We start from the raw sequence: 22,373 nt of genomic DNA on the forward strand, positions 1-22,373 counted from the left end.
TTATAGATTTATTTCAGAAATTACATTCCCTCTAAGGTTGCATTCTCCAATGCCTGGTTTTGCAGCGCTTCCACGGCCGCGAGTGCAGTCATGTTCACCACGCCGCGTGAGGTGACCGACGGCGTCAGGATATGCGCCGGGCGCGCCGTGCCGAGCAGGATCGGTCCGACATGCAGCGCATCCGTCATCGCCTTGACCGTCGTCAGCGTGATGTTGGCGGCGTCGAGATTCGGGAAGACCAGGAGATTGGCCTCTCCCTCGAGCCCCGCATGGGGGAAGACGCGCTGGCGCAGCGTCTCCGAAAGCGCCGAATCCCCGTGCATCTCGCCGTCTGCCACCAGGCCGGGTGCGGTCTGGTGCAGAATGGCGACCGCCTCGCGCATCTTCAGCGCGCTTGGGCTGTCGCGCGAGCCGAAATCCGAGTGCGACAGGAGGGCGGCCTTGGGCTCGATGCCGAAACGGCGGATCTCCTCCGCCGCGAGCACCGTCATCTCGGCGATCTCGGCGGCGCTGGGGTCCAGCGTCACATGGGTGTCGGTGAAGAAGGTGGCGCCCTGCTGGGCGATCAGCATGGAGAGTGCTGAGAGGTCGTCGACGCCCGCGCGCCGGCCGATGATCGTGTCGACATAGCGCAGATGCCGCTCGAAGCGGCCTTCCAGCCCGCAGATCATGGCGTCCGCCTCGTCGCGCATCATGGCGAGCGCGGCGATCACCGTCGTGTTGGTGCGCACCAGCGTGCGGGCGACCTCGCTCGTCACGCCACGCCGGCCGGCGATGCGGATGAGCAAATCCACGTAGTCGCGGTAGCGCGGGTCGTCTTCGGGGTTGATGATCTCGAAATCCATGTCCGGCCTGATCTTCAGGCCGTAGCGCCGCAGCCGGACGTCCACCACGTGCGGCCGGCCGATGAGGATCGGCTGCGCCAGCCCTTCCTCCAGGACCACCTGGGCCGCCCGCAGCACACGCTCGTCCTCGCCGTCGGCATAGATGACGCGCTTCCGGCCGGCCTGTTTGGCGGCGGAGAAGACCGGCTTCATGACAAGGCCGGAGCGGAAGACGAAGCGGTTCAACCGGTCGAGATAGGCGCCCATGTCGTCGATCGGCCGGGTGGCGGCGCCCGATTCCATGGCCGCCTTGGCGACCGCCGGCGCGATGCGCAGGATGAGCCGCGGATCGAAGGGGGAGGGGATCAGGAAGTCGGGGCCGAAGATCGGTATCTCGCCCGAATAGGCGCGCGCCGCCACGTCCGACGGTTCCTCGCGGGCAAGCGCAGCGATGGCGCGCACGGCGGCGAGCTTCATTTCCTCGTTGATGGCCGTGGCACCGACGTCCAGCGCACCGCGGAAGATGTGTGGGAAGCAAAGGACATTGTTGACCTGGTTCGGGTAGTCCGAGCGGCCGGTGCAGATCATTGCGTCTGGCCGCGCCTCGCGCGCCAGTTCCGGCATGATCTCCGGTACGGGGTTGGCCAGCGCCATGATCAATGGCCACTCGGCCATCTTCTTGAGCATTGCCGGCTTCAAGACCCCACCCGCCGAAAGGCCGAGAAAGACGTCCGCCCCGCCGATAACCTCGGTCAGCGCCCGTGCGTCGGTGTCCTTCAGGTAAGGCTCCTTCCAGCGGTCCATCTCCTCCGTCCGTCCACGAAAGGCGACGCCGAAGCGGTCGGTGATCCAGATGTTCTCGACCTTCGCGCCGAGCGAGACCAGAAGGTTCAGGCAGGCGAGTGCGGCGGCCCCCGCGCCGGAGGTGACAATCTTCACCTCGGCGATGTCCTTGCCGGCCAGTTCCAGCCCGTTGAGGATGGCGGCGGCGACGATGATGGCGGTGCCGTGCTGGTCGTCGTGGAAGACGGGGATCGACATGCGGCGTTTAAGCCGCTCCTCCACCTCGAAACATTCCGGCGCCTTGATATCCTCCAGGTTGATGCCGCCGAAGGTGGGCTCGAGCGCGGCGATGGTCTCCACCATGCCGTCGACCTCGGGCGCATCGATCTCGATGTCGAAGACGTTGATGCCGGCGAACTTCTTGAAGAGCACGGCCTTGCCCTCCATCACCGGCTTCGAAGCCAACGGCCCGATGTTGCCGAGGCCGAGCACGGCCGAGCCGTTCGACACCACACCCACCAGATTGGCGCGCGAGGTATATTCGGCGGCCATGCCGGGATCGTCGCGAATGGCTATGCAGGGCGCGGCCACCCCCGGCGTATAGGCCAGCGCCAGATCGCGCTGGTTGCCGAGCGGCTTCGTCGGCTGGATCTCCAGCTTTCCCGGAACGGGATAGCGGTGGAAGAAGAGGGCGGCCTCGTCGAGGTCGGAGCCTTTGGTTTTCACCGGTGTCTGCCTTGCCATCTTTGCCACCACCCTCCCGATTCTTGAGCTTAGCGCGCGATGACGCGCTGGTGCTGCTCGCCGAGACCGGCGATTCCCAGCCGCATCTCGTCGCCAGCCTTCAGATAGACCGGCGGCTTCATGCCAAGCCCGACACCGGGCGGCGTGCCGGTGGTGATGACGTCGCCCGGCTCCAGCACCATGAAGCGCGAGAGATAGGAGACGATCTCGGCCACGGTGAAGATCATCGTCTTGGTGCTGCCCGTCTGCCGGCGCTCGCCGTTGATGTCGAGGAACATGTCGAGGCTCTGCGGATCGGGGATCTCATCCGCCGTGACCAGCCATGGCCCGAGCGGCCCGAAGGTCGGCGCGCTCTTGCCCTTGATCCACTGGCCGCCGCGCTCGGCCTGGTATTCGCGCTCCGATACGTCGTTGCACACGGCGTAGCCGAAGACGTGCGACAGCGCATCCTTCTCCTCGACATAATCGCAGCGCTCGCCGATGACGACGGCAAGCTCCACTTCCCAGTCCGACTTCACCGAACCCTTCGGCAGCATCACCTCGTCGAAGGGGCCCGAAAGCGAGCTCGGTGCCTTGGAGAAGACCACCGGCTCGCTTGGCACCGGCAGCCCGGATTCGGCGGCATGGTCCGCGTAGTTCAGCCCGATGGCGATGAAATGGCCGGTGCGGGAGATCGGCGCGCCGATGCGAACCGAGGAGGGCACCTCGGGCAGGCTGCCGATCTCGGCCGAGCCAAGGATGCGCGTCAGCGCCGGCGACAGCGTCTCGGGCGTGAAGTCGGCAACCAGCGAGGACACGTCGCGGATGGTCCCGTCATCGTGCAGAACGGCCGGCTTTTCCGCGCCCTTGTTGCCAAAACGCAAGAGTTTCAAGGTCTTCTCTCCCTCGTTTGTTGGGTAAATTGCCACGGGATGCGGCAGGAAGGTCTTCTTAGACCAGTTCATCGTTTCATGGAATCGATGAGCTGGTCTAACTCTTTGTTTTATCGCAATTCCGGACGGAAAACCGGTTTCCACTTTTCCTGGAATTGCTTTAGAACGCGCTCGTGTAGAGCCCGCCGTCAAGCATAAGGTTCTGGCCTGTAATGTAACCCGCATGGACCGAGCACAGGAAGGCGCAGGCGCGGCCGAACTCGTCCGCCGTCCCGAAGCGGCCGGCGGGTATTTCCGCGGCCTGGCGCTCGGCCTGCTCCTCGTAGGTCGTGCCCGCCTTCTCGGCGCCGAAGCGAATGCCGCTCTGCAGGCGTTCGGTGTCCATCTTGCCGGGCAGAAGGTTGTTGATGGTGACGTTCTTGCCGGCCACGCCGCGCGCCACACCGGCCAGGAAAGCCGTCAGGCCCGCCCGCGCGCCCGACGACAGGTCGAGGCCCTGAATGGGCAAATAGACGGAAAGCGAGGTGATGTTGACGATGCGGCCGAAGCCGCGGCTTGCCATGCCGTCGATGGTTGCCTGGATGAGTTCCAGCGGCGTCACCATGTTCTGCGTCACGCCGTCGAGCATCGCCTGGCGCGAAAGCTCCCGGAAGTCGCGCCGCGGCGGGCCGCCATTGTTGTTCACCAGGATGTCGGGGGCAGGGCAGGCGGCAAGCAGCGCCTTCTGGCCTTCATGTGTCGAAACGTCCGCCGCCACCTCCGCCACGGAAACGCCGAAGCGGTCGCGGATTTCCATGGCCGTCGACTTCAGCGCCTGCGGATCGCGCCCGTTGACGACGAGATTGCAACCGGCCTCCGCCAGCGCCATGGCGCAGCCACGGCCGAGCCCGCGGCTCGACGCGCAGACGATGGCGTTCTTGCCTTTAATGCCGAGATCCATTGCATGCCCCGAGTTTTTCAGACTGCCTGATCGTCTACCCGCAGCATCACCGCCTGGCAACCGTCACATGGCTGTGACAGGAATCGGGGCATAGGAAGCGCGACCGCACACCGCATCGGACTTTCGTCATGCCCGCCGCCGCGCCCCGCACCTTCCGCACCATCTTCATCTCGGACGTTCACCTGGGCTCCAGGCCGGCGAAGGCCGAGTTCCTCGTCGACTTCCTGCGCCATCACGAGGCCGAGACGATCTATCTGGTCGGCGACATCGTCGACGGCTGGCGGCTGAAGCGCTCCTGGCACTGGCCGCAGGCGCACAACGACGTGGTGCAGAAGCTTCTGCGCCAGGCGCGCAAGGGAACGAATATCATCTATATCGCCGGCAACCACGACGAGTTCCTGCGCTCGTTCCAGGGCGTACATTTCGGCGGCATCGTGGTGGCCGACAGCGCCGTCCACGAGGCGGCCGACGGGAGGCGGTTCCTCATCGTCCACGGTGACCAGTTCGACGCCGTCGTGCATAATGCCCGCTGGCTAGCATATCTCGGCGACAAGGCCTATGACACGGCAATCGTCGTCAATCGCGTGATCGGTGTCTTCCGCCGCCTCTTCGGCCGGCCTTACTGGTCGTTCTCCTCCTGGGCCAAGGTGAAGGTCAAGAAGGCGGTGAAGTTCATCAGCTCGTTCCAGAACGTGCTGGCCCAGGAAGCCGCCCGCGCCGAGGTGGACGGCGTCATTTGCGGCCACATCCATCACGCGGCCATAGAGGAGATCATGGGCGTCCTCTACATGAACACCGGCGACTGGGTGGAAAGCTGCACGGCCCTCGTCGAGGATTTCGACGGTCGCTTCGAGATCATCAGCTGGACGCAGGTCGCCGCCCCGGCCGTAAGACCGCGACAAGCGGTTATCGAGGAGGAGGCTGCCGAGGCGGCATAATTCCCCTTCCGTGCGTTCACCCCCACAGCGCTGCTTGCGGCGGCGAGACAAGCGCGCCGGCGTAGTCGAGCCCCGGCACCCGGTCGTGCTGAAGCAGCAAAGGGCCGTCCAGATCGACGAAATCGGCTTCCTGCGCCAGGAGCACCGCCGGCGCCATGGCGAGCGATGTGCCCACCATGCACCCGACCATCACCGAAATGCCGATTTCGCGCGCCCGCTCGCGCAGGATGAGCGCCGCCGTCAGCCCACCGGTCTTGTCGAGCTTGATGTTGACGGCATCATAGAGCCCCTGCAGCGCGGTAAGGTCCTCGGCGGTGTGCAGGCTCTCGTCGGCACAGATGGGAACGAGGTGCGGGACCTCGCGCAGCATTGCGTCCTTGCCCACCGGCAGCGGCTGCTCGATGAGTGCCACGCGGCACTTGGCCGCCGCGCGCAGGTTTTCCTCGAGATTCGCTTCCGTCCAGCCCTCATTGGCATCGAGGATAAGCCGGCTGCCCGGCGCGGCCGCCGCCACCGCGCGCAGGCGGGCGGCGTCGTCCTCGCCCCCCACCTTGATCTTCAGGAGCGGCTTGTCGGCGTTGGCGCGCGCGTGTGCGGCCATTTCCTCGGGCGTGCCGAGCGAGATGGTCTGCGCCGTGGTGACAGGGTGCGGCCGTGACCGGCAGACCCGGTCCGCCACCGGCGTGCCCGTCCGCTTCGCCTCAAGGTCCCACAGCGCGCAGTCCACGGCATTGCGTGCCGCACCGGCGGGCATGCGCCCCATGAGCGTCTGCCGGTCGATACCCTCGGCGATCTCACGACGCAGCTCCTCGATCTGCTCGACCACGCTCTCCACACTCTCACCGTAGCGCGCATAGGGCACGCATTCGCCGCGGCCCGCCGCACCGTCCTCCGTCAGGATGCACGTCACCACCTGCGCCTGTGTTTTGGCGCCGCGGGCGATGCGGAAAACCCCGGCAATCGGGAAGCTTTCGATCTCGACGGTCATTGTACGCGTCATGGGTTCCTCGAACTATCGTGGGCGGCTTGGCCCTGCTATCCACTGAATTATACAGGCGAAAGCAGTTTTCTTCGCCGCCCCTCCGCTCTAAGGATGGTGCTTATGGTGTTCAGGGCAATGAGGCAAGAAGACGATAAGGCCGCCGCGGACGACGCGGCGCCGGCGCGAATCGACCGGTCGGAGGAAGGCGGCGCGCTCACCTGCCGCCTCGCCGGCGACTGGACGACGCGCACGGTGGGGCAGGTCGACGGCCAGATGCGGGAGCTCTTGAAAAAGGAGGGCGTCGAACGGCTTCACGTCGATCTGAGCGGCGTGCGGCATCTCGATACCGCCGGCGCGTGGCTGGTGGGGCGGTTGACTGCCGAATATGAGCAGAACGGCGTGGCCGTCGAGATAACGGGGCAGTCCAAAGCCGCCTCCATTCTGCTGGCGGAGGTCACGCCCGTCGCAAAAGAGCCCGACGTGCCCGGCGGCGAACGCAGCGGTTTCTGGCCCGTGGATATCCTTGCCGCCCTCGGCCGCTCGGTCTACGAGGCGCGCAACGACCTTCTCTACGGTATGCACATTCTGGGCGCCACGATCAGCGGTGCGCAGATGAAGCTGGGGCGCAAGCACGCGGTCAACCCGACGGCGATCGTCAACCAGATCGACCGCATGGGCGTGGGCGCGATTCCCATCATCGTTCTGATGTCGGCGATCGTCGGCGCCATCATCGCCCAGCAGGGCGCCTTTCAGCTACGCTATTTCGGCGCCGAGATCTTCGTCGTCGACCTGGTCAGCATTCTCATCATGCGCGAGCTCGGCGTGCTTATGACGGCCATCATGATCGCCGGCCGCTCGGGCAGCGCGATTACCGCCGAGATCGGCTCGATGAAGATGCGCGAGGAGGTCGACGCGCTCACCGTGATCGGCTTGAACCCGGTCGGCGTTCTGGTCTTTCCGCGCCTCGTCGCCCTTGTCATCGCCCTGCCGTGCCTGACCATCGTCGCCAACTTCGCCGCCCTTGCGGGCGCCATGACGGTGGCGTGGCTTTATTCCGGCATCGCCCCGGCGGCCTTCATCGACCGGTTGCGCACCGCAATCGACCTGACCAGCATTTTCTCAGGCCTTATCAAGGCGCCGTTCATGGCCATGATCATCGGCATCATCGCCTCTGTCGAGGGCATGAAGGTTGGCGGCAGCGCCGAATCGCTCGGCAGACATGTCACTGCCTCCGTGGTGAAGGCGATCTTCATCGTCATCGTCGTCGACGGGCTGTTTGCCATATTCTACGCGGCGATCGATTTCTGATGACCGGAAACCAGCAGGAAAACGGCGAGATGCGTTCCGCCGGAAAAGCCGGGGAGGGGAACATCATCCTCGAGGCGCGCGACGTGACGGTGCGCTTCGGCACTACGACGGTGCTGGAGAACCTGTCGCTCGACGTCTATAGCGGCGAGATCCTCGGCTTTGTCGGTGCATCCGGGGCCGGCAAGTCGGTGCTCCTGCGCACCATCCTCGGGCTCGTCCCGAAGGCGGGCGGGACCATCCGGCTCTTCGGCCAGGACCTTGCCGGGCTCGACGAGGCCGGGCGCATGCTGATCGACATGCGCCAGGGTGTGCTGTTCCAGCACGGCGCACTGTTTTCCGCACTGACGGTGCTGGAGAACATCCAGGTGCCCATGCGCGAGTATATCGACCTGCCGAAGAAGCTGATGGACGAGCTGGCGCTGCTCAAGGTGGAGCTTGTGGGCCTGCCGCGCGAGGCGGCCAACAAATACCCCTCCGAGCTTTCCGGCGGCATGATCAAGCGCGCGGCCCTTGCCCGCGCCCTGGCACTCGATCCCGACATCGTCTTCCTCGACGAACCCACGTCCGGGCTCGACCCCATCGGCGCCGCCGAGTTCGACGACCTGGTAGTGAAGATGCGCGATACGATGGGCCTGACCGTCTATATGGTCACCCACGACCTGGACAGCTTGCTTACCGCGTGCGACCGCATTGCGGTGCTCGGCAAGAAGCGTGTACTCGTGGAGGGCACGGTGCATCACATGATGGAGAGCGAAGAGCCGTGGGTGAAATCCTACTTCAGGGGTAAGCGGGCGCGGCGCATCGTTCGTTCACAGGACGAATAAGAAAAGAGCCGTAGACAATGGAAACCAAAGCCAATTACGTCATTGTGGGGATTTTCACGGTCCTCGCCGTGCTCGCCGCCTTCGGCTTCATCTACTGGACGGCGGGCGTTGGCGACCGGGGTGAGATGACGCCCGTGCGCTTCCGCATCCTCGGCTCGGCCGCGGGGCTCAGCCGTGGCAGCGCCGTGCTTTTCAACGGCGTCGGAGTGGGCAACGTGATTCGTGTCTATGTCGACCCGGAAAACCCGCGAAATGCCATAGCCGAGGCGCAGGTGGACCGGAACCAGGCACCTGTCAAAGCATCCACCAGGGCGGACGTCGGACTGGCGGGCCTTTCCGGTCAGGCCTCGATCGAACTGACAGGGGGAGACCCAAGTGAGCCCAACCTCCTCGACGAGGCCATTGAACGGGGGGAAGTCCCCACGATCAACGCCAGCCCATCGGCGGTGACGAACCTCTTGCAGACGACCCAAAGCGTTCTCACTCGTGCCGATGCGATCATCGGACAATTGGAGGGTTTTGTAACCGACGCGCGCGGGCCGCTGACGGAAACGCTGAACAATGTGGAGACTTTCACCAAAGCGCTGGCGGATAACGCGGACGGCGTCGACAACTTCCTTGCCAGCGTAGGCGAGCTTTCGCAGACCATCTCCGATATCTCCGGCCAGCTCAACTCGACCCTGCAAGCGGCCGAAGAACTCATTAATTCTGTGGATAAACAACAGGTCGCCGACGTCGTCGACAACGTCGACAAGTTCACGCGGCAGCTCTCTGAGGCGGGCGAGCGGCTGGACGGGATCGCCACCGGCGTGGACGAGGCGGTGGCCTCCCTCAGCACCTTCTCCGAGAACGCCAACAGGACGCTCGGCAGGGTGGACGAAATCGTCGCCGGCGTGGATGCGGATGCGGTGGCGAGCGCCGTGGACAACTTCGCGCAGGCGAGCGCGGAGATCGACCGCGCCTCCAACGATATCGCCAGAGTGAGCGAAACGATCAGCCGGAGAAACGAGGACATAGACCAATTCATCAGCGACGCCAGTTCGCTGGCAAGCCGGCTCAACCAGGCTTCCGTGCGCATAGACGGGGTTCTGGCCAAGCTCGACGGCATGCTGGGTTCCGCGGAAGGGGAGGAAGGGCAGGGACTTGTCGCCGAAGCGCGGGCAACACTGCAGTCCTTCCGCCAGGTCGCCGACACGCTCAACGCCCGCGTCGGCACCATCACAGACGGTCTGGCACGCTTTTCCGGGCAGGGCCTGCGCGACGTCGAGGCGCTGGTCAACGATGCGCGTCGCTCTATCAACCGGATCGAGGGGGCCGTCAGCGATTTCGAGCAGAATCCGCAGCGCATCATAACCGGCGGCGACGGGTCGATCCGCCGCTACGACGGGCGCTCCCGGCGTTGACAAGCGCGATTGAGCCCCGCAAGAAGGAGCCATTGATGAGGGGCAGTCCTTTCAGTTCCGGAGCTTTCATTTGCATATGAGGGGTTCTTCAGCGTGGGGACTTGCCCTGGCCGGGCTGCTTCTTAGCGGATGTGCCGCCATTCCGGGATTCGGGCCGGCGCCGGTGGATGCCTATGACATCGCCGCGCCCGTGCTGCCCGATACCGGCCGGCGTCTTTCACGAACGCAGGTTCTCGTTCCCGAACCGAGCGCGCTCAAAGTGCTCGATGGCCAGGATCTGGTCGTGCGCACGCCCACCGGCGCGGTGCAACTGCTTGGCGGTGCGCGATGGTCCGACCGCCTTCCCCGCCTGGTGCAGGCGCGGCTGGTCGAAGCCTATCAGAACTCGGGCCGCGTCGGCGGTGTCGGCCGGCCCGGAGAAGGCCTGGCCATCGATTATCAGGTCATCGTCGATATCCGCGCCTTCGAGATTCGCCCGGGCGGCGGCGACCGTGCCCATGTCGAACTCCACGCCCGCGTCCTGAACGACCGCAACGGCGTGGTGCGCGCCTCGCACGACTTCACCGCCATAGCCCCCGTCGCCGGCAGCGGCACAGAGGCCCTCGTCGCGGCTCTCGATCGGGCATTCCAGCATGCGGCGGCGGAGATCGTCGACTGGTCCATCGGCGTGATGTAGACCGCCATACACTTGGATAAGAAAAAACCCCGGGCCGATGACCCGGGGTTTTTTCTTTGCATCAGGCGCCTGAAAGGACGCCCTGTCCGTTACGCGGAGTAGTACATGTCGAACTCGACCGGGTGCGGCGTCATCTCGTAACGCAGCACCTCGGCCATCTTCAGCTCGATGTAGGCGTCGATCTGGTCGTCGTCGAACACACCGCCCGCCTTCAGGAAGCCGCGGTCCTTGTCGAGGTTCATCAGAGCCTCGCGCAGGCTGCCGCAGACCGTCGGCACCCGCTTCAGCTCCTTCGCCGGCAGGTCGTAGAGATCCTTGTCCATGGCCTGGCCGGGATGGATCTTGTTCTTGATACCGTCGAGGCCGGCCATCAGCATCGCCGCGAAGGCGAGGTACGGATTGGCCATCGCATCCGGGAAGCGCACCTCGACACGCTTCGACTTCGGCGAGGAACCGAACGGAATGCGGCAGGAGGCCGAGCGGTTGCGCGCCGAGTAGGCGAGCAGAACCGGCGCCTCGAAGCCCGGCACGAGACGCTTGTAGGAGTTGGTGGTCGGGTTGGTGAAGGCGTTGATGGCCTTGGCGTGCTTGATGACGCCGCCGATGTAGTAGAGGCAGCTCTCCGACAGGCCCGCGTACTCGTTGCCGGCGAAGGTCGGCTTGCCGTCCTTCCAGATCGACTGGTGCACGTGCATGCCCGAACCGTTGTCGCCGTAGATGGGCTTGGGCATGAAGGTGGCCGTCTTGCCGTAGGCGTTGGCCACCTGGTGCACGACGTACTTGTAGATCAAGAGCTTGTCGGCGTTGCGCGTCAGTGTATCGAACTTCATGCCGAGTTCGTGCTGGGCCGCACCTACCTCATGGTGGTGCTTTTCCACCGTAACGCCCATCTCAGCCATCACGGTCAGCATCTCGGAGCGCATGTCCTGCGCCGAATCGACCGGCGGCACCGGGAAATAGCCGCCCTTGACGCGCGGCCGGTGGCCGAGATTGCCGGTCTCGTATTCCGTGTCGTCGTTGGAGGGCAGTTCGGTCGAATCGAGCTTGAAGCCGGTGTTGTACGGGTCGGCCTTGTACTTCACGTCGTCGAAGACGAAGAACTCGGCTTCCGGCCCGACATAAACCTCGTCGCCAATGCCTTCCGCCCGCACGTAGGCTTCCGCCTTCTTGGCGGTGCCGCGCGGGTCGCGGTTGTAGGCTTCGCCGGAGATCGGGTCCAGGATGTCGCAGATGATGGCCAGTGTGGACTGCGCGAAGAACGGGTCCAGATGGGCTGTCTCCGTATCCGGCATCAGCACCATGTCGGACTCGTTGATGGCCTTCCAGCCGGCGATCGAGGAGCCGTCGAACATCACGCCGTCGGCGAACATGTCCTCATCGACAGCGCTGACGTCCATCGTCACGTGCTGCAGCTTGCCCTTCGGATCGGTAAAGCGCAGATCGACGAATTTAACGTCGTTGTCCTTGATCTGCTTCAGGATATCCTGTGCTGTCGTCATGCTTTTCAAACCCCTGTCTATGACAACTATTCTAACAATCGGCCGGCCTACACCGCGTCCGCACCGGTCTCGCCCGTGCGGATGCGGATGACCTCCTCGACATTGGTGAGGAATATCTTGCCGTCGCCTATACGCCCTGTCTGGGCGGCCTTACGGATGGCCTCTATTGCGGCGTCGACCATGTCGTCTGGCAACACTACCTCTATCTTCACCTTGGGCAGGAAGTCGACGACATATTCGGCGCCCCGGTAGAGTTCCGTATGTCCTTTCTGACGCCCGAACCCCTTGGCCTCGGTGACGGTGATGCCCTGCAGTCCGACTTCCTGAAGGGCTTCCTTCACTTCGTCGAGCTTGAACGGCTTGATGATCGCCTCGATCTTTTTCATGTTTCGGCGGCCTCCGATTGCTGCAAAAGCAGGGGTGCCCCCCGCTCCGCTGTTGCGTATGCACGAACCGTGCCAACCGGCGGCGAGACGTGCCTGCCTTCGCGCCTGCCCGCCTTCGCCCGCGCGGACGGCGGGAAAGCGCGCGTGACCCGGCCGACACACCGCGCCGGTGCACCGCGATCACTCTAATGCCTGACTAAAAAATGTGCACGATGCAAAAAGAATAAGCATCGCCCGCGCACCGCATTTACGCCGGCGTTCGCAGAGGCCAATATCGCCCCATATCGAGGGTTGTTTCATGCACGAGATCCTTTCACCGAAGGAAATGGGGGAGGCGGATCGGCTCGCCGCCGAGGCTGGAGGCACCGGGAGCTACCCGCTGATGCTCAACGCGGGTGCAGCGGTGGTAGCGGAACTCCTGGCCCGTTTCACTGATGCGGCCGGCTACGACCTTTTGTGCGGCCCCGGCAACAACGGCGGCGACGGCTATGTGATTGCCCGCCTGCTTCACGAACGGGGACTTGCCGTGCGCCTGTGGCGCCAGGCGGTGCCGCCCGCCGGCACCGATGCTGCGCGTGCGGCCGGCGAATGCCCGCTGGAAGCCCGCCCTCTCGACACATTCGCGCCCGAAGCCGGCTGGGCGGTCGTCGATGCGCTCTTCGGCGCCGGCCTTTCCAAGCCCGTGGAGGGGCCTTACGCCGCGGCGCTGGAGAAGACGGCGAAGGCTAAGGTGCCCGTTATCGCCGTCGATCTGCCGTCCGGCGTGGCCGGCGACAGCGGCAGGGTGCTTGGCACAACGCTCGCTGCCGACCTCACCGTCACCTTCTTCCGCAAGAAGCCCGGCCATCTGCTCTTTCCGGGCCGCAAGCTATGCGGCAAGACGGCCGTCGCCGACATCGGCATTCCAGCCACCGTGCTCGAAACCATCCGTCCGACCTGCCGTGAAAATACGCCGGCGCTCTGGCACGCCTTGCTGCCGCGGCCCGAAGAGGACACGCACAAATACGCGCGCGGCCACGTCGCCGTCTTCTCCGGTCCGCCGACGGTGACCGGCGCGGCAAGGCTCGCTGCACGAGGCGCGGCGCGCATCGGGGCAGGGGCGGTGACCGTGCTTTCGCCCGCCGCCGCGTTGGCGGTCAATGCCATGCATCTTACCGCCATCATGCTGGCCCGCGTGGAAGGGGAGGCAGAGCTTGCCGCCTTCATCGACCGGCGCCACCCCGCGGCCTTCGTGATCGGCCCCGGCTTCGGCATCGGTGAAAGCGCCCGCCTCTTCACCGAAACCGTGCTGCGCCCTGCCTCCGGCACCGCTGCGGCCCACCTCGTCCTCGATGCCGATGCCATCACCGCTTTCGCCGATGCTCCCGACCGCCTGTTCGCCGCCGCCAGCGCAAGCCCGGCGACCCTTGTGCTTACACCCCACGAGGGGGAGTTCGCCCGTCTCTTCCCTGACCTTGCCGGCGATGCGCTTTTCTCCAAACTGGAGAGGGCCCGCCAGGCTGCCGCCCGCGCCCACGCCGTTCTCGTCCTCAAGGGTGCCGACACCGTCATCGCCGCTCCCGACGGCCGCGCCGCCATCAACACCAATGCCACCTCCTATCTCGCCACCGCCGGCTCCGGCGACGTTTTGGCCGGGATGATCGCGGGACTGCTGGGGCAGGGGATGTCGGGATTCGAGGCGGCGTGCGCGGCAGTCCATCTGCACGCCGAGGCCGGGCGGAAGGTCGGTCCCGGGCTGATTGCGGAGGATATGCCGGAGCAGCTGCCGGAGGTGCTGCGCGCCCATCTCGGCGAAGAGGGATAAAAAAGTAACCGAAGATAGGAGAGACTATCTGCCGTCCGGCTGCGGCCGGTGCATACCTTAACGGGAGAAAGCATCATGGGGGCGGAAGACATCGGCAGCATGCAGTCGAGCCCGGCGCTGAACGTGGGTCTCCCGATAGCGCTCGTCATCATCATGCTGGGCCTCGGCCTCTCGCTCAAGCTCGAGGATTTCACACGCATCCTCTCAAGGCCGAAGCCGGTCCTTGTCGGCATTGTTTGCCAGGCGGCGATCCTGCCGGCGTTCTGCCTGGTGCTGGTCTATCTGTCGGATCTGCCGCCCGCCATCGCCGTCGGCATGATGCTCCTGGCGGCAAGCCCCGGCGCCACTTCGGCCACACTCTACACACATCTCGCCCGCGGCGACGTAGCCCTCAGCATCACCTTCGCCGCCGTCACCTCCGTTCTCGTGCTGGTCAGCCTGCCGATCGTCGCCAACGTCTCGCTGCTGTTGTTCTACGGAGAGACGGAAACCGTTTCCATCGGGATCGACCATATATTGCAGATCTTCGCGCTCGCCGTCGTGCCGGCGATGATCGGCATGTTCGTTCATAGCCGCTATCCGGCGATGGCGCGCCGCCTCGACCGGCCGGTAAAAGCGCTCGCCACATTCTTTCTGGCGGCGATCGTGATCTTCGCGCTGGTCAGCCATTGGGGCCTGGTTTTGGCGTGGGGGCCCGTCATCGGCGCCACGGCGCTCGTCTTCAATCTGGTGAGCTTCGCGGTGGGCTACCTGGCGCCGCTGGCCCTCGGCGTCGAGCGGCGCCAGGCGATCGCGCTGGCCATGTCGATCGGCATCCACAACGCTGCCCTCGTCATCACGCTGGCGCTGAGCCAGTACATGCTGAACAACCCCGAGATGGCCATTCCCCCCGCCCTCTACGGCGTCATCGCCTACATCACCGGTGGAGCTTTCGTCTGGATGCTCAATCGGCGGGCGACCGCGTCCGACCTGGCTCCACGATAAGATTGCCCGCTCGCGTAGCGGTTGCAGCGTCATCCACGCCACGGGCGCGCCGTGCTAAGATTTGATTCGCGGGGACGGACGCCGGAGGCAGCATGAGGTTCGATTCCGCGCTTGAGCTCCAAGCACAGATATTTTCAAGGGTTTTCGATTTCGTCGAGGCACCGGCGACCGCCTATACCGGACGGCCGCCCTCGAGCCTTTACCTCGATCCTTTTCTTCTGGAGAAAGGGCGGGTTTACCGCAAAAAGACGAAGAAGCGAGTGGTGGAGGACATTGCCCTCGGCGTCATCACGCAGGATGCCGCTTCCGCCGATGCCAGGCTTGCGGTGCTGGTTCAGGACCGCCGCAAGGTGCGCAGCGCCGTCGTGGAGGAGATCGTCGGTTTCGCAAGGGGCGAGGCCGACGTCCTCTATATCGGCCGCCAACGGCCGCTCTGGACGACCACGCGCAACGATCCGCTCCGGCTTGGCGCAAGCATTTCGCCCACCACGATGGAATACGCCGGCACGCTCGGCTGCTTCTGCCGCGACGACGAGACGGGCCAAAGGGCGATCCTTTCCAACAACCACGTGCTGGCGGACGTCAACAAGGTGGCACCGCCAACGCCCGTCATGCAGCCGGGCGCGCGTGACGGCGGCAGGCCGGGGCCCGACGACATCGCGGCGCTTACCCGCTTCGTCCCCATCCAATACGAGGGTGTCCCGAACTTTGTCGACGCGGCCGTGGCGAGGCTTTCGGAGCATGAGCGCGAGGAAGACCGCCACACGCTTTACAGCGGCGAGAACGCGCCCGAACCGGCGATGACGCTCACCCCGGAACAGCTTGCAGAAGCCCTCCCGGGCATGACGGTGTTCAAGACCGGCCGCACGACCAGTTTCACGCGGGGACGCGTCAGGGCCGTCAGCGTCAACAATTTCCTCGTCGACATGGGCGACGGCCTGGCAAGGTTCGACGACCAGATCGTCATTGAAATGGACATGTCGCCGACGCGGCCCTTCAGCAGGCCCGGCGACAGCGGCTCCCTGATCGTCGACGAAGGCGGCCGGCCCGTCGGGCTTCTCTTCTCAGGCTCCGCCTCCGGGGGTGCCGGCGGTGTTGGAATAACGGGGGCGAACCCTATATCATCCGTCGTTCAGCATCTCGGAGTGACGCTGATCTAGAAGGCGACGAGACGGCCGGCATGAAGCATTCGATGGAGCAGGCGATCGAGATCCGAAAGGCCTTCGAGGCGCAGTTCGGCCCATCCGAAGGCGTGACCGGCGTCGGAATATGCCTCAGCCCGAACGCCGACGACCTTGCGCTGAACGTCTACGTCTCAAGGGACGAGGAGGCCGTCAAGCTGCCGAGGACGTTCGACGGCCTCGATGTCGTCGTCGAAGTCGTTGGAACGATACGGAAATTCTAAGACCTGAGCCTTTCGCAAAACGCAGATCGCTCGTTCTGGCCGTAACCGGCGAGCAAAAGCGCGATTGCCCCGATCTCGCGAGGCGAATACACTTCTGCCCAATCTTTTGGCGCGGCTGGGGCGCGGAGTTTCGCAATGACCGATTTCCAACGGCAGGCGGTTCGGTGAGGCGTGTCGGCCACCATGCTTGAGAGGCGCGGCAGCTATACGGCGCTCTATCGCGACTTTCGCTGGAACATCCCGCAATCCTTCAACATCGGCACCGCGATTGCCGACGCGTGGGGCGGGCGCGAGCCCGACCGTGTGGCGCTCTTCGAGTATCGTGCCGATGGAGCGGTCGAACGGCTCACCTACGGGGAACTGACCGCGCGCTCCAACGCGCTGGCGAACGCGCTGAGGACAGCCGGCGTCAAGCGTGGCGACCGCGTCGCTTTGCTGCTGCCGCAATGCTTCGAGACGGCGATCAGCCACGTGGCGATCTACAAGCTCGGGGCGATTGCCGTGCCGCTGGCGCTGCTCTTCGGCGTCGAAGCATTGGAATACCGGCTGCAGACGGCCGGCGTGAAGGCGGTCGTCACCAATGGGGCCGGCCTCGATAAGCTGAAGGCGATCAAGGGCCGCCTGACGGCGCTGGAGACCGTGATCTCGACCGACGGCACCGATGCGGGCGCCAGGGGTTTCCACCAACTGGTGGCCGACAACGCCGGCGTATTCACGGCCGAGGCGACCGGGCCCGACGATCCGGCGATGATGATCTTCACCTCCGGCACCACCGGGCCGCCAAAAGGCGCCCTCCATGGCCACCGCGTGCTGCTCGGCCACCTTCCGGGCGTCGGGATGCATCACGAATTCCTGCCGCAGCCGGGCGATCTCCTGTGGACACCGGCCGACTGGGCCTGGGCCGGCGGCCTCCTCAACGTGCTCCTGCCCGGGCTTTACCTGGGTGTGCCGGTGGTGGCCGGCCGCTTTGAAAAGTTCGACCCGGAGGCGGCGCTCCGCCTGATGGAGGAGATGAAGGTGCGCAACGCCTTCATCCCGCCCACCGCGCTCAGGATGCTGAAGGGCGTGCCGGACATCGCCGGGCGCTTCCGCCTGAGCTTGAGGACCGTCGGCTCCGGCGGCGAGGCGCTGGGCCGCGAGACCTACGACTGGGCGCGCGCTGAGCTCGGCCTCACCATCAACGAGTTCTACGGCCAGACCGAGTGCAACCTCGTGCTTTCCTCCTGCGGTGAAATCGGCGTGAGCCGCGCCGGCGCCATCGGCCTGCCCGTACCCGGCCACCGGGTCGCCGTGATCGACGGGGAGGGCCAGCCGGTCGCGCGCGGCGAGGTGGGGCAGGTCGCGGTCCGCCGTCCCGATCCGGTGATGTTCCTCGAATACTGGCGGAACGAAGAGGCGACGAGGCAAAAGTTCATCGGCGACTGGATGACCACCGGCGACCAGGGCCTCGTGGACGAGGACGGCTATTTCCACTTCGTCGGCCGCGACGACGACGTCATCACATCGGCGGGCTACCGGATCGGCCCGACCGAGATCGAGGACTGCCTGACGGGCCACCCGGCCGTCGCACTCGCCGCCGCCGTCGGCAAACCCGATCCCCTCCGCACCGAGATCGTGAAAGCCTACGTGGTGCTCAAGGACGCCTCGGCGGCCAACGCCGCGTTGGCCGAAGAGATCGGGCTATGGGTGCGCGACCGGCTCTCGGCGCACGAATATCCGCGCGAGGTCGAATTCGTCGATTCCATGCCGCTGACCACTACCGGCAAAATCATCCGCCGTATTTTCCGCGAGCGGGCACGGCGGGAGGTGGGGTAGGCGGCAGCCGCAAATGGGCACGGCGTGGAACGGTGAGATCGTATTGAAAGTGGTAAGCAACACATGGACAGGCGAACCTGGATCATCGTGGCCATTGCGGCTCTGGTTATTGTGCTTGCCGGACTCATTTTCTGGCCCGCAGGTGAGGAGCCGACCACATCTCAAGAAGAGCCAGCGGCGGCGGAGCCAGCCGAACCGGAAACAGCGGACTAGTTCAAGCTGCTGCGGTGGCCGGCCCTGACGCCGAGTCTATGCTGGATCGAGTAGTTCCCCGGTTGCGTGGGTTCCGAGCCAAATTGTAGTTGCCGCAGCCCGCGGCAACCAGCATTTCTCAGCAAGAACCTCAGTGCCAAGGGCGCCGTAGATGATCCATGCGACTACGCGATGGTTGCCGTCGACAATGTGCAATCCGTCATTGTCCATCACGGCGACCGGCATTCTCGGGAGATCCCCATTAGCTCGTAAGAACTCTAAGACCCCAAAAACTCTTTTGGGGCCCGTCGCAATCATTCGATATGCGTTATAATCTCCCTTGAAATAAGCCCCGATCATTCCGTTAACGGTGCGCAACTGCTCCGCAGAAAGATCATCGGGCTCTAAGGCAGTTTGCAACTTGGTCCACGTCACCGCCTGCCACCACACCACTGGACGGCACATTACATAACGCCATTCACTTCGGTTGAATGGACTGCTAGGCGGCCAGCCGAAGCCCTCTCTCTCGGAGTGAGGAAGAAGCCATTGATCGATGACATCATCAGGCCATTCCGGCAAATTCGCTTTGATTTTCTCCAATGTTGAGTTCGGCAACGGTCCATCCCAAGCCAATGCACCCCCTCCCATGTCGCATTCATGTCGCGTGGACCTGCCGATAGTCGCAGGAAACCGTTCGAAATCAACGGTAGGCCGTGGCGATACGTATAGTAGCCGAATCGCCCATGGCCGCTGGCCTTCGTCTCATTCGTCCAGTCTTCCGAGTATCGAGACGGCCTTCCCGTGCGCCCTGGTGCTAAACCATGCGAAGCCCAGAGCAGCAAGCACAGTCGTCAATAGAAGCTGATAGTCTGTGCCTTGGCTTCGAAACAACTGGGCGAGGGCGACATACGGTCCAAAAACGCCAACCGCCATCAACGCTATGGCAATCCCGTTGAAATACGTTGCCCTCAGCTTGATCTTTTCCCTTTCCCCGTCCGTCACAGGCGGTCCTCCCCTTTCTCCCTTGTTGCCCCAGCCATTATGCAGGGACGGCCGTAAGGCGACAATGTAAATCGGGCAGGGTAACGGCTCAGGGTACGCTTCCTTTGCTTCCGTTACCCGAGACGTTACCCCGCCGTAAGGCTTCGTAGGGTCTATTTTAGCTAGTATTGCTAAATATATTGATATTTAAGAGGATTTTGGTGAGCGCGCAGGGGCTCGAACCCTGGACCTACTGATTAAAAGTCAGTTGCTCTACCAGCTGAGCTACGCGCTCGCGCGACAGGCGGAGAGGCCGCCTGCGGGAGTGCGGCGGAACATAGTCAGGCGGCTTTGCCCGGTCAACCGCAAAAGGCTGGGGCAACGGCGCTCTTGTTGTGCGTGAAGCTGCGGCGCTTTGCCACGAGATGGTGATTGGAGCGTGTGCCGCTTGGCGGTTATATGCGGGCTGGAGCAATTCCAGGATAAAGTGGAAACCGGTTTTCCATCCGGAATTGCGACGAAACAAAGAGTTAGACCAGCTTATCGATTCCGTGAAACGATGAACTGGTCTAGGCAGGGAAACCGCAACGGATAGGAAACGGCATGGCCATCGACATCGGCTACGCAAGCGCGCTGTTGGCGGGAGGGATCTCGTTCCTGTCGCCTTGCGTTCTGCCGCTCGTGCCGCCCTATCTGTGCTACATGGCCGGCGTTTCGGTGGAGGATTTCCGCCGCCCCGAGGGCAGCCCGAGCGCCCGGCTTTCGCTGATGAGCGCGGCGCTCGCCTTCGTTTTAGGCTTTTCCACCGTCTTCGTGGCGCTGGGGGCGGGCGCTTCGACCATCGGTGCGGTGCTGCGTGCCTGGCAGCAGGAACTGGCCATGGCCGCCGGGCTCGTCATCATCGTCATGGGCTTGAATTTCCTGGGCCTCGTGCGCATCCCGTTCCTGTCGCGCGAAGCACGCTTCCGCGCCGGCGGCCAGCCGGCGAGCCTGGGGGCGGCCTATGTGATGGGCCTTGCCTTCGGTTTCGGCTGGACGCCCTGCATCGGCCCGGTGCTGGGGCCGATCCTGACCCTTGCCGGCGGACGCGAGACGGTAGGCGAGGGCGCCCTGATGCTCGGCGTCTATTCGGCCGGGCTCGGCATTCCCTTCCTCATCGCCGCGCTCTTCTCCGATGCCTTCATGCGCTTCCTGCAGCGCTTCCGCACGCATCTGGGCCACGTGGAAAAGGCCATCGGCGGGCTGCTCGTCGTCGCCGGCGTCCTGTTCTTGACGGGCGGCATGCAGACCATGGCCTACTGGCTTCTGGAGACCTTTCCGACCCTCGGCCGGCTCGGATAGCGGCTGGCGCATTGGAGCGCGCCCTCCGGGGTGCTACACATCGCTCGATTCCAGAACAACGAGCGGATTTCTTCCATGGAAAAACGAACCTGCCTCGCCATCGTCCTTGCAGCCGGCGAGGGCACCCGCATGAAGAGCGCGCTGCCCAAGGTGCTGCACCCGGTCGCCGGGCTGGAGATGCTGGGTCACGTGATGGCGGCCGCGGGCGCTGCCGGCGCCGATGCGCTGGCGCTGGTTGTCGGCAACGGGGCCGATAAGGTGCGCGCGGCCGTGGCGGGCTTTTCCCATGGCGGAGGGGAAGAGGACATCTTCGAACAGAAGGAGCGCCTTGGCACGGCCCATGCGGTGCTCGCGGCACGGGAAGCGATCGGGCGCGGCTATGACGATGTGCTTGTGGTGTTCGGGGATCACCCCTTGCTCGAAGCCGACGTCCTCTTGAAGGCACGCGCGAGCCTCGCCGAGGGGGCGGCGGCAGCGGTGCTCGGCTTCCGCACGCCGGAGCCCACCGGCTACGGACGCCTCATCGAAAGGGACGGGCGGCTCGTGGCGATCCGCGAGGAGAAGGACTGCTCGCACGAGGAGAGGAAAATCACCTTCTGCAACAGTGGCCTGATGGCGATAGCCGGGGAACACGCGCTCCCGCTGCTCGATGCGGTCGGCAACGACAACGCCAAGGGAGAGTTCTACCTGACCGACATCGTCGAGATCGCCAACCGGCAGGGCCTTTCGGTTGTGGCGACCGAAGCCAGCGGGGAAAGCGCGCTCGGCATCAACAACCGTGCGCAGCTCGCCGAGGCCGAGGCCGTCTGGCAGGACAGGAAACGCCGTGAAACGATGCTGTCCGGCGTCACGCTGATCGCGCCTGCGACCGTCTTCTTCTCCCACGACACGCAAATCGGCCCCGACACGGTCATCGAGCCGAACGTCTGGTTCGGCCCGGGTGTCGAGATCGCCGCCAATGTCCGCATCCATGCCTTCTCGCATCTGGAGGAGGCGAGGGTGGAGAGCGGCGCCACGGTTGGCCCCTTCGCGCGGCTGCGGCCCGGCGCGGAGGTTATGGAGAATGCCAAGATCGGCAATTTCTGCGAGATCAAGAAGGCGCGCATCGAGCCCGGCGCCAAGGTGCCGCATCTTTCCTATATCGGCGACGCGGTGGTGGGCGCTGCGGCCAATATCGGCGCCGGCACGATCACCTGCAACTATGACGGCTTCAACAAGCACCGCACCGAGATCGGCGCCGGCGCCTTCGTCGGCACCAATTCCTCCCTCGTCGCACCGCTCACGATCGGGGCGGGCGCCTACATCGCCTCGGGCAGCATCATCACCCAGAACGTTCCCGACGATGCGCTCGCCTTCGGCCGCGCCCGGCAGACGACGCGCGAGGGCCGCGGCAAGCAGCTGCGCGAGCGGCTGGCAGGGCAGAAGACGTAACGGGCGTCAGCCTTCCTTCTTCCGTTCCTCGGCAAGATCGTCCAGGAGCCGGCTCATCTCGTCCTCGATGGAGGCCGCCGCACGTTGCGGCTGTGGTGCCGGCTCTTCGGCCGCTTTCTCGACCGGCTCGTCGACCGCGACATCGATTTCCCTGGCAAGAGCGGCGTCCTCCTCGACGTCACGCGCGACGGGCGCCGGTTTCGGTTCGCTTATTGGCGCCTGCGGCTCCTCGTGCCGCGGC

19 protein-coding genes, 1 tRNA gene and 1 pseudogene are annotated in these 22,373 nt (G+C 64.7%); 12 read left to right on the top strand and 9 right to left on the bottom strand.

The genetic code is table 11. The features are described from left to right. Positions 1-20 precede the first annotated feature (20 nt). The 3 genes from GPJ75_RS08310 to GPJ75_RS08320 form a co-directional block, all read right to left on the bottom strand. Positions 21-2,351 carry an NADP-dependent malic enzyme gene (locus GPJ75_RS08310; RefSeq protein WP_163266989.1) on the bottom strand — a complete coding sequence of 777 codons (2,331 nt, stop codon included), beginning with the start codon at positions 2,349-2,351 and terminating at the stop codon, positions 21-23. Positions 2,352-2,380: 29 nt separating this feature from the next. Then, positions 2,381-3,223, bottom strand: a complete 843-nt coding sequence (locus tag GPJ75_RS08315; protein ID WP_163266991.1) for a fumarylacetoacetate hydrolase family protein — start codon at positions 3,221-3,223, stop codon at positions 2,381-2,383. A gap of 160 nt (positions 3,224-3,383) precedes the next feature. Next, entirely contained in the window at positions 3,384-4,163 is a 780-nt protein-coding gene (locus GPJ75_RS08320) for an SDR family oxidoreductase (RefSeq protein WP_163266993.1), read from the bottom strand. A gap of 128 nt (positions 4,164-4,291) precedes the next feature. Here GPJ75_RS08320 and GPJ75_RS08325 point away from each other — a divergent pair, with 128 nt between their 5' ends. Further along, positions 4,292-5,101 carry a UDP-2,3-diacylglucosamine diphosphatase gene (locus GPJ75_RS08325; protein ID WP_205602494.1) on the top strand — a complete coding sequence of 270 codons (810 nt, stop codon included), beginning with the start codon at positions 4,292-4,294 and terminating at the stop codon, positions 5,099-5,101. Positions 5,102-5,117: 16 nt separating this feature from the next. On the opposite strand, the gene dgcA is transcribed toward GPJ75_RS08325, so the two are convergent. Next, positions 5,118-6,101 carry an N-acetyl-D-Glu racemase DgcA gene (gene dgcA, locus GPJ75_RS08330; RefSeq protein ID WP_163266995.1) on the bottom strand — a complete coding sequence of 328 codons (984 nt, stop codon included), beginning with the start codon at positions 6,099-6,101 and terminating at the stop codon, positions 5,118-5,120. A gap of 117 nt (positions 6,102-6,218) precedes the next feature. Here dgcA and GPJ75_RS08335 point away from each other — a divergent pair, with 117 nt between their 5' ends. The 4 genes from GPJ75_RS08335 (at position 6,219) to GPJ75_RS08350 (ending at position 10,294) form a co-directional block, all read left to right on the top strand. Next, positions 6,219-7,391: an ABC transporter permease gene (locus GPJ75_RS08335; protein ID WP_246248978.1), complete on the top strand. Its 1,173-nt coding sequence runs from the start codon at positions 6,219-6,221 to the stop codon at positions 7,389-7,391. A 29-nt stretch (positions 7,392-7,420) separates the two neighbouring features. Beyond that, on the top strand, positions 7,421-8,215 hold the full coding sequence (locus tag GPJ75_RS08340) for an ABC transporter ATP-binding protein (RefSeq protein WP_163267075.1): 795 nt from the start codon (positions 7,421-7,423) through the stop codon (positions 8,213-8,215). Positions 8,216-8,232: 17 nt separating this feature from the next. After that, complete coding sequence (locus tag GPJ75_RS08345) at positions 8,233-9,618, top strand: MlaD family protein (protein ID WP_163266999.1); 1,386 nt, start codon at positions 8,233-8,235, stop codon at positions 9,616-9,618. A gap of 76 nt (positions 9,619-9,694) precedes the next feature. After that, positions 9,695-10,294: an ABC-type transport auxiliary lipoprotein family protein gene (locus GPJ75_RS08350; protein ID WP_163267001.1), complete on the top strand. Its 600-nt coding sequence runs from the start codon at positions 9,695-9,697 to the stop codon at positions 10,292-10,294. Between the two features lie 89 nt (positions 10,295-10,383). On the opposite strand, the gene glnA is transcribed toward GPJ75_RS08350, so the two are convergent. Both glnA and GPJ75_RS08360 read right to left on the bottom strand, forming a co-directional pair. Continuing rightward, the gene (gene glnA, locus GPJ75_RS08355) at positions 10,384-11,793 is read right to left on the bottom strand and encodes a type I glutamate--ammonia ligase (RefSeq protein WP_163267003.1); all 1,410 of its coding nucleotides are present in this window, start codon (positions 11,791-11,793) and stop codon (positions 10,384-10,386) included. Positions 11,794-11,840: 47 nt separating this feature from the next. After that, positions 11,841-12,179 carry a P-II family nitrogen regulator gene (locus GPJ75_RS08360; protein WP_159587883.1) on the bottom strand — a complete coding sequence of 113 codons (339 nt, stop codon included), beginning with the start codon at positions 12,177-12,179 and terminating at the stop codon, positions 11,841-11,843. Positions 12,180-12,477: 298 nt separating this feature from the next. Here GPJ75_RS08360 and GPJ75_RS08365 point away from each other — a divergent pair, with 298 nt between their 5' ends. The 5 genes from GPJ75_RS08365 (at position 12,478) to GPJ75_RS08385 (ending at position 18,187) form a co-directional block, all read left to right on the top strand. Then, positions 12,478-13,983 (top strand): NAD(P)H-hydrate dehydratase, encoded by a 1,506-nt coding sequence (locus tag GPJ75_RS08365; protein WP_163267005.1) that lies wholly within the window; start codon positions 12,478-12,480, stop codon positions 13,981-13,983. A gap of 75 nt (positions 13,984-14,058) precedes the next feature. After that, on the top strand, positions 14,059-14,967 hold the full coding sequence (locus GPJ75_RS08370) for a bile acid:sodium symporter family protein (protein WP_246248980.1): 909 nt from the start codon (positions 14,059-14,061) through the stop codon (positions 14,965-14,967). A gap of 92 nt (positions 14,968-15,059) precedes the next feature. Then, entirely contained in the window at positions 15,060-16,127 is a 1,068-nt protein-coding gene (locus GPJ75_RS08375; RefSeq protein WP_163267007.1) for a trypsin-like peptidase domain-containing protein, read from the top strand. Between the two features lie 20 nt (positions 16,128-16,147). Continuing rightward, positions 16,148-16,372 carry a hypothetical protein gene (locus GPJ75_RS08380; protein ID WP_159587880.1) on the top strand — a complete coding sequence of 75 codons (225 nt, stop codon included), beginning with the start codon at positions 16,148-16,150 and terminating at the stop codon, positions 16,370-16,372. 183 nt (positions 16,373-16,555) lie between these two features. Then, positions 16,556-18,187 carry an AMP-binding protein gene (locus tag GPJ75_RS08385; RefSeq protein ID WP_163267009.1) on the top strand — a complete coding sequence of 544 codons (1,632 nt, stop codon included), beginning with the start codon at positions 16,556-16,558 and terminating at the stop codon, positions 18,185-18,187. A 249-nt stretch (positions 18,188-18,436) separates the two neighbouring features. On the opposite strand, the gene GPJ75_RS08390 is transcribed toward GPJ75_RS08385, so the two are convergent. Together GPJ75_RS08390 and GPJ75_RS08395 are read right to left on the bottom strand one after the other, a co-directional pair. Beyond that, positions 18,437-18,994 (bottom strand): hypothetical protein, encoded by a 558-nt coding sequence (locus tag GPJ75_RS08390; protein ID WP_163267011.1) that lies wholly within the window; start codon positions 18,992-18,994, stop codon positions 18,437-18,439. 585 nt (positions 18,995-19,579) lie between these two features. Then, positions 19,580-19,655, bottom strand: a tRNA-Lys gene (locus GPJ75_RS08395). A 308-nt stretch (positions 19,656-19,963) separates the two neighbouring features. Between GPJ75_RS08395 and GPJ75_RS08400 the strand changes: the two genes are divergently transcribed. Beyond that, positions 19,964-20,701, top strand: a complete 738-nt coding sequence (locus GPJ75_RS08400; protein WP_163267013.1) for a cytochrome c biogenesis CcdA family protein — start codon at positions 19,964-19,966, stop codon at positions 20,699-20,701. Positions 20,702-20,776: 75 nt separating this feature from the next. Beyond that, positions 20,777-22,132, top strand: coding sequence for a bifunctional UDP-N-acetylglucosamine diphosphorylase/glucosamine-1-phosphate N-acetyltransferase GlmU (gene glmU / locus GPJ75_RS08405; protein ID WP_163267015.1), 1,356 nt, complete (start codon positions 20,777-20,779; stop codon positions 22,130-22,132). A gap of 6 nt (positions 22,133-22,138) precedes the next feature. On the opposite strand, the pseudogene GPJ75_RS08410 reads toward glmU, so the two are convergent. Next, a pseudogene (locus GPJ75_RS08410) lies at positions 22,139-22,373 on the bottom strand (hypothetical protein); the annotation flags it as partial.

This window comes from Chelativorans alearensis (assembly GCF_010993735.1).
GTDB lineage: Bacteria > Pseudomonadota > Alphaproteobacteria > Rhizobiales > Rhizobiaceae > Chelativorans > Chelativorans alearense.